The organism is Burkholderia sp. Ac-20345, assembly GCF_017104825.1.
GTDB classification, from domain to species: domain Bacteria; phylum Pseudomonadota; class Gammaproteobacteria; order Burkholderiales; family Burkholderiaceae; genus Burkholderia; species Burkholderia lata_B.
On the sequence record NZ_JAAGPO010000341.1, the window covers coordinates 1 to 5,717 of the forward strand.

Here is a 5,717-nt window from a genome sequence, read left to right on the forward strand (position 1 = left end):
TCCCGGCACGTGCTCGACGGTCAGCATCCGCTGCATCAGGTTGAATTCGAGCGCCGATACTTCGCTCATCCCGCCGAGTTTCTTGCGGATCAGCGTTTCCTCGGTCGGGCAGTCCATCTGCATGATCCGGAACGCGGAGCGCACGTGGCCCGACGCGGTCGCCTGCGCGACCGGCAGCGGCGCGAGCGTCAGCGCGGCAGGCGCGCAGCAATCGCCGGCCGCGTGGTCGTGGTCGTGGTCGTGGTCGTGGTCGTGGTCGTGGTCGTGACCGGCATGGTCATGCGCGGCGTGATCGTGAGAGCACGCCGCGCCGTGCACATGCGTGTCGTCGTGTGCATGGTCGTGATCGTGGCCAGCTTCGCCATGCTCGGCATGCCCGTGCGAGCACGACGCACCGTGCACATGCGTTTCACCGTGTGCATGGTCGTGAACGTGCGCGCCGCCGTGATCGTGGTCATGGTTGTGGCCGCCCGAGGCAGCCTTGCCGTGCGCGTGCTCGCCGGCCGCCGGCGCCGCGCCGGCAACGGTCGCCAGCTGCGTGTCGCGCGGGTCGGCGCAGCACGTATCGGCGCCGCCGGCATGACGGTGTCGTGGGTCGTGGGTACGCTTGGCGTCGGTCATGACAACCTCCTTTGTGGCTTGACGGTGTAGAGTTAACACCCTGAAGCCACTACAAGGTCAACCCTTACACGGAGAAAGGTCATGAAGATCGGCGAACTGGCCAAAGCGGCCCGCTGCACACCCGAGACGATCCGTTTCTACGAGAAAGAGGGGCTGATGCCGGATGCGGAGCGCACCGACTCGAACTACCGCAACTACACCGACGTGCATGTCGAACGGCTGCGCTTCATCCGCAACTGCCGCGCGCTCGACATGGCGCACGACGAAATCCGCGCGCTGCTGCGGCTCACCGACACGCCGGCCGATCCCTGCGATTCGATCAATTCGCTGCTCGACGAACACATCGGGCACGTCGACGCGCGCCTCGCGGAACTCACGCACCTGCGCGACCAGCTCACCGAATTGCGCCGCCAGTGCGTCGGCGAGCATTCGGTCGAGGATTGCGGCATCGTGCACGGCCTCGCGACGATGGAAACCGTCGCACCGGCCGCGAAGCGCTCGCACCTCGGCTGAAAACCTTGTGAAATATGATAGTCTAATTGAGAATAGTTATATTCTTACTAGATATGCAATAACTACTCATGTCCACTAGCCGTCCGTCTCCGCTCGCGCTGGCCGTCCTCGCGACGCTCACCGAAACGCCGATGCATCCGTACGGAATGCTGCAGCAGCTGAAGACTCGCGGGTACGACGAGGTCGTCAACGTGCGACAGCGCACGAGCCTCTACCAGACGATCGACCGGCTGCTGCGCGACGGGCTGATCGCCGTGCACGACACCGAGCGTGATGGTGCGTTTCCGGAGCGCACGCTGTATGCGCTGACCGAGACCGGGCACACGGCGGGGCAGGCGTGGCTGCATGCGCTGCTCGCGGAGCCCGCGCGTGAATTCCCCGCGTTCGGCGCCGGTCTCGCGTTCCTGCCGCTGCTCGACGCCGAAGATGCACGCCACCAGCTCGAGCTTCGGATCACCCGGCTCGACGTCGAGCGCGCGCGCCTCGAAACGCTGCGCGCCACCGCGCAGGCCGACCAGGTGCCGCGCCTGTTCCTGCTGCAGAACGAACACGCGCTCGTGCTGCTCAATGCCGAACTCGAATGGGCGCGCAGCGTCGTCGAACACCTGAAGATCGGTGCGCTGCGCTGGGTGGACGGCTGACGCATTGCGCAGGCCGGCTCCCGCCGCCCCGGTCAAAGCACCTTGCCGGGATTCAGGATGCCGAGCGGATCCAGCGCGGCCTTCAGCCGTCGCATCAATCCGATTTCCGTGTCGCTGCGCGTATGCGCGAGATAGGAACGCTTGAGCACACCGATCCCGTGCTCGGCCGACACTGAGCCGCCCATGTCGCGCACCACCGCGTACACGCAGTGGTCGAGCGCATCGAGGTCGGCCTCGGTCATCCCGGCCAGCGACACGCCGATATGCACGTTGCCGTCGCCGACATGGCCGAAGAACAGGCACGTGACGTCCGGCCAGCGGGCGCGCAACGCCGCCTCGCAGCGCTCGGCAAACGCGCCGAGTTCGCCCGTCGGCAGGCTCACGTCGAAGTTGACGAGATGCGGCAGCGCGTCGATCGCGAGGCCTTCCCGCAGCGTCCACAAGTCACGCGCCTGTCGCTCCGAAGTCGCGAGCACCGCATCCTCCACGAGCCCTGCGTCGAACCCCGCCGCCAGACCGGTTTCCAGCGCCTGGTGCGCGTCGCCGCCCGGTGCGCTCGTCGCGCATTCGATCAGTATCGCGAAGCCCTCGTCGCCGACAAACGGCGCCGAAACACCCGGTGTATGACGCGCGACGTAGTCGTAGAACGACGGCCACATCGCCTCGAAGCTGACGACTTCCGGCAGCGTGCGCACGCGGTTCCACAGCGCGACCACCGCGGCGTAGTCGCGCACGCGGCAGAGCGCCGTGGCCGGCGCGGCGAGCAACGGATGCAGCCGCAGCACGGCGCGCGTGACGACGCCGAGCGTCCCCTCGCTGCCGATGAACAGCTGCTTAAGGTCGTAGCCCGCGTTGTTCTTCAGCATCCGGTTCATCGACGACACGACCGTGCCGTCCGCGAGCACGGCTTCGAGCCCGAGCACCTGCTCGCGCATCATCCCGTAGCGGATTGCGCGCGTGCCGCCCGCATTGGTCGCGAGCATGCCGCCGATCTGGCATGAGCCGCGTGCGCCGAGATCGACGCCGAACGTGAAACCCGCCGCTTCCGCGGCTTCCTGCACCGTCTGCAGCGGCGTTCCGGCGCGTACCGTCATCGTGCCGGCCGCCGCGTCGAGCGCCTCGACGCCCGCGAAGCGTTCCATCGACAGCACGACCTCGCCGCCGAGCGCGACTGCGCCACGCGCGAGCCCCGTCAGGCCGCCTTGCGGCACGACCGGCTGGCCGAGCCGCGCACACAGCGCGAGCGTGCGCGACACGTCGTCGACGCTGCGCGGGCGCACCAGCGCACGCGGCCGCACGCCGGCCGGCTCGTTGTACGCGGTGAAGTAACGCGGATCGACGTCGGCCGAGCGCGTGACGAGCCCATCACCCAGTTCGGCGGCGAGCACGGCTTCGAGCGCATCGCCCGACAACGCCGCGCCGTCCTGTTCGCCACCCGCGGCGGCCGTGTTCCGGTTCTGCATCGCGCGCGGCCCCGCTTACTTCGTCGAGATGTCGATATCGCCGAAATACTTCAGGCCGAGCGACTTCACCGTGCCGTCCGCCTTCAGCTTGTCGATCGCCGCGTCGAGTTTCGCCTTCAGTGCGCCGTCGCCTTTGCGCAGCCCGAATGCGATGCCGCTGCCGAGGATCTTGTCGTCGTGCACGGGCTGGCCGACGAACGAGAAGCCCTTGCCGTCCGGACGCGACAGGAAGCCGCGCTGGCCGGACGGTGCGAGCACGAGCGTCGCATCGAGACGGCCCGACACGAGGTCCGCGTACGCCTGGTTCTGGTCCTGGTACGCGACGATCGCGACGCCGGCCGGCTCCCAGTGCGCCTTCGCGAAGGTTTCCTGGATCGACGCCTGCAGCACGCCGACGCGCTTGCCTTTCAGCGATTCCGGCGTCGGCAGCAGGCCGCTGCCGGTGCGTGCGATCAGCTGGGTCGGCACGCGATAGATGATCGTCGTGAAGTCGATCGCCTGGCGCCGCTGCTCGGTCGCGTTCATCGCCGAGTTGATCGCGTCGAACTTGCGGCCCTGCAGCGCGGGAATCAGGCCGTCGAACGATGTCTCGACCCATTTGCACGACAGCTTCGCCGTCTGGCAGACGGCATTGCCGACGTCGATGTCGAAGCCTTGCAGGTCGCCGTTCGGCGCTTTCGATTCGAACGGCGGGTATTGCGCCTCGAGGCCGAAGCGCAGCGTCTGCGCGTCGGCGAGCGCGGCGCCCGAGCCGATTGCGCACGCGAGTGCGAACGCGAGTTTCAGGGTGGTCGTGTGCTTCATCGTGATCTCCTGTGTCTGGTCGATGCGACGCTCCCGTTGCCGGATGCCCGTCGCCGGTTTCCGTACGGGACTTACAGCGAACGCAACCGCCGCGCGCCTTCGACCAGCGTCGCGTCGTCCTTCGAAAAACTGAGCCGGATCACGCCGGCGTCGGTACCGTCGGTGTAGAACGCCGACAGCGGAATCGTCGCGACGCGCGCGTCGCGGATCAGGCGCAGCACGAAATCGCTGTCGCTTTCGTCCGAGAAGTGCCGGAAGCGCGCGAGCAGGAAGAACGAGCCTTCGCTCGGCAGCAACTCGAAACGCGAATCGGCCAGCTCGCGCGCGAGCAGGTCGCGCTTGGCCTGGTAGAACGCCGACAGGCCGAGATAGCTGTCCGGCCGCGCGAGGATCTCCGCGAACGCGACCTGCATCGGCGTGTCGGCCGCGAACACCATGAACTGGTGCACCTTGCGGATCTCGTCCATCAGCTCGGCCGGCGCGACGCAATAGCCGACCCGCCAGCCCGTCACGTGGAACGACTTGCCGAACGACGACACGATCACGCTGCGCTCGGCCAGCTCGCGATGGCGCGCCATGCTCTGGTGTTGCGCGCCGTCGAACACGACGTGTTCGTAGACTTCGTCGGACAGGATCACGATGCCGGTATCGCGCGTGAGCTGCGCGAGCCGTTCGAGATCGTCGGCCGAGAACACGGTCGCGGTCGGGTTGTGCGGCGTGTTCACGATGATCATCCGCGTGCGCGGGTTGATCGCCGCGGCGACTTCGTCCCAGTTCACGCGGAAATGCTCGGGCGACAGCTTGATCGCCACCGGCGTCGCGCCCTGCAGCCGCACGATCGGCGCATAGCTGTCGAACGACGGCTCGAAGTAGATCACCTCGTCACCCGGGTGCACGAGCGCGCTGATCGCCGCGTAGAGCCCTTCGCTCGCGCTCGCGATCACCGTGATCTCGGTGGCCGGGTCGTAGTGCGTGCCGTACAGCGCCTCGGTCTTTTCGGCGAGCCGCTCGCGCAGCGCCATGACGCCGGCCATCGGTGCGTACTGGTTGTGCCCGTCGCGCATCGCGCGCGCAACGCCTTCGACGAGCGCCGGATCGGGCGCGAAATTCGGCGCCCCCTGCGACAGGTTCAACGCATCGTGCTGAGCAGCCAGTTGGCCGATCACCGTGAAGATCGTCGTCCCGACGTCGGGCAGTTTCGAACGGGGCGCGGTCGCGCTTCGCATGACTCCTCCTTCTGATGTCCTTCGGGCGGCCGCGCGCGACACGCACGACCAGCATCTGCCGCACGATTTAGCCCGAGCCAATATCGGCGGACAATCGAAAGTTCGTCATGGCGGCCATGCATTTTCCTCATGGCTCGTGGAGAGGGGCGCGTAGCGGCAAGGCTAGCCTGCCGGCGCGACATGCGAATCAGGCATTTCCCCTAGGGGATTACCGGCCGGCCGCCGCCAGATAGGCGAGCAGCACGGCCCGCAGTTCACCGCGCAGCGCGGCGATGTCGAATGCGGGCCCGAGCGTCAGCAACGCCTGCGAGAGCCCGCCGTAGCAGATCGTGTGCGCCATCCGCGCGAGCCCGTCGAGCCGCGCGGCGGGCGGCGGATCGGCCGCGTGCGCAAGCGCGTCGCGCCACAGCGCGACATACGCGTCGTAATGCCGGCGGTACGCCGCGAGC

General features: G+C 67.7%; 5 protein-coding genes and 2 pseudogenes. 2 read left to right on the forward strand and 5 right to left on the reverse strand.

Annotated elements, in window-relative coordinates; all coding sequences use genetic code 11:
- Positions 1 to 621: pseudogene (locus tag G3O06_RS46020) on the reverse strand (heavy metal translocating P-type ATPase); the annotation flags it as partial.
- An 81-nt stretch (positions 622 to 702) separates the two neighbouring features.
- Between G3O06_RS46020 and cadR the strand changes: the two are divergent.
- Together cadR and G3O06_RS46030 are read left to right on the forward strand one after the other, a co-directional pair.
- Positions 703 to 1,134: a Cd(II)/Pb(II)-responsive transcriptional regulator gene (cadR, locus tag G3O06_RS46025; protein ID WP_174916768.1), complete on the forward strand. Its 432-nt coding sequence runs from the start codon at positions 703 to 705 to the stop codon at positions 1,132 to 1,134.
- 68 nt (positions 1,135 to 1,202) lie between these two features.
- Entirely contained in the window at positions 1,203 to 1,775 is a 573-nt protein-coding gene (locus tag G3O06_RS46030) for a PadR family transcriptional regulator (RefSeq protein WP_205820053.1), read from the forward strand.
- Between the two features lie 32 nt (positions 1,776 to 1,807).
- On the opposite strand, the gene G3O06_RS46035 is transcribed toward G3O06_RS46030, so the two are convergent.
- From G3O06_RS46035 to G3O06_RS46050, 4 genes and pseudogenes are all read right to left on the reverse strand, one after another.
- Positions 1,808 to 3,238 carry an FAD-binding oxidoreductase gene (locus G3O06_RS46035; RefSeq protein WP_205820054.1) on the reverse strand — a complete coding sequence of 477 codons (1,431 nt, stop codon included), beginning with the start codon at positions 3,236 to 3,238 and terminating at the stop codon, positions 1,808 to 1,810.
- Positions 3,239 to 3,253: 15 nt separating this feature from the next.
- Positions 3,254 to 4,042, reverse strand: a complete 789-nt coding sequence (locus G3O06_RS46040) for an ABC transporter substrate-binding protein (RefSeq protein WP_205820055.1) — start codon at positions 4,040 to 4,042, stop codon at positions 3,254 to 3,256.
- A 71-nt stretch (positions 4,043 to 4,113) separates the two neighbouring features.
- Complete coding sequence (locus G3O06_RS46045; RefSeq protein WP_205820056.1) at positions 4,114 to 5,268, reverse strand: pyridoxal phosphate-dependent aminotransferase; 1,155 nt, start codon at positions 5,266 to 5,268, stop codon at positions 4,114 to 4,116.
- A gap of 208 nt (positions 5,269 to 5,476) precedes the next feature.
- Positions 5,477 to 5,717: pseudogene (locus G3O06_RS46050) on the reverse strand (TetR/AcrR family transcriptional regulator); the annotation flags it as partial.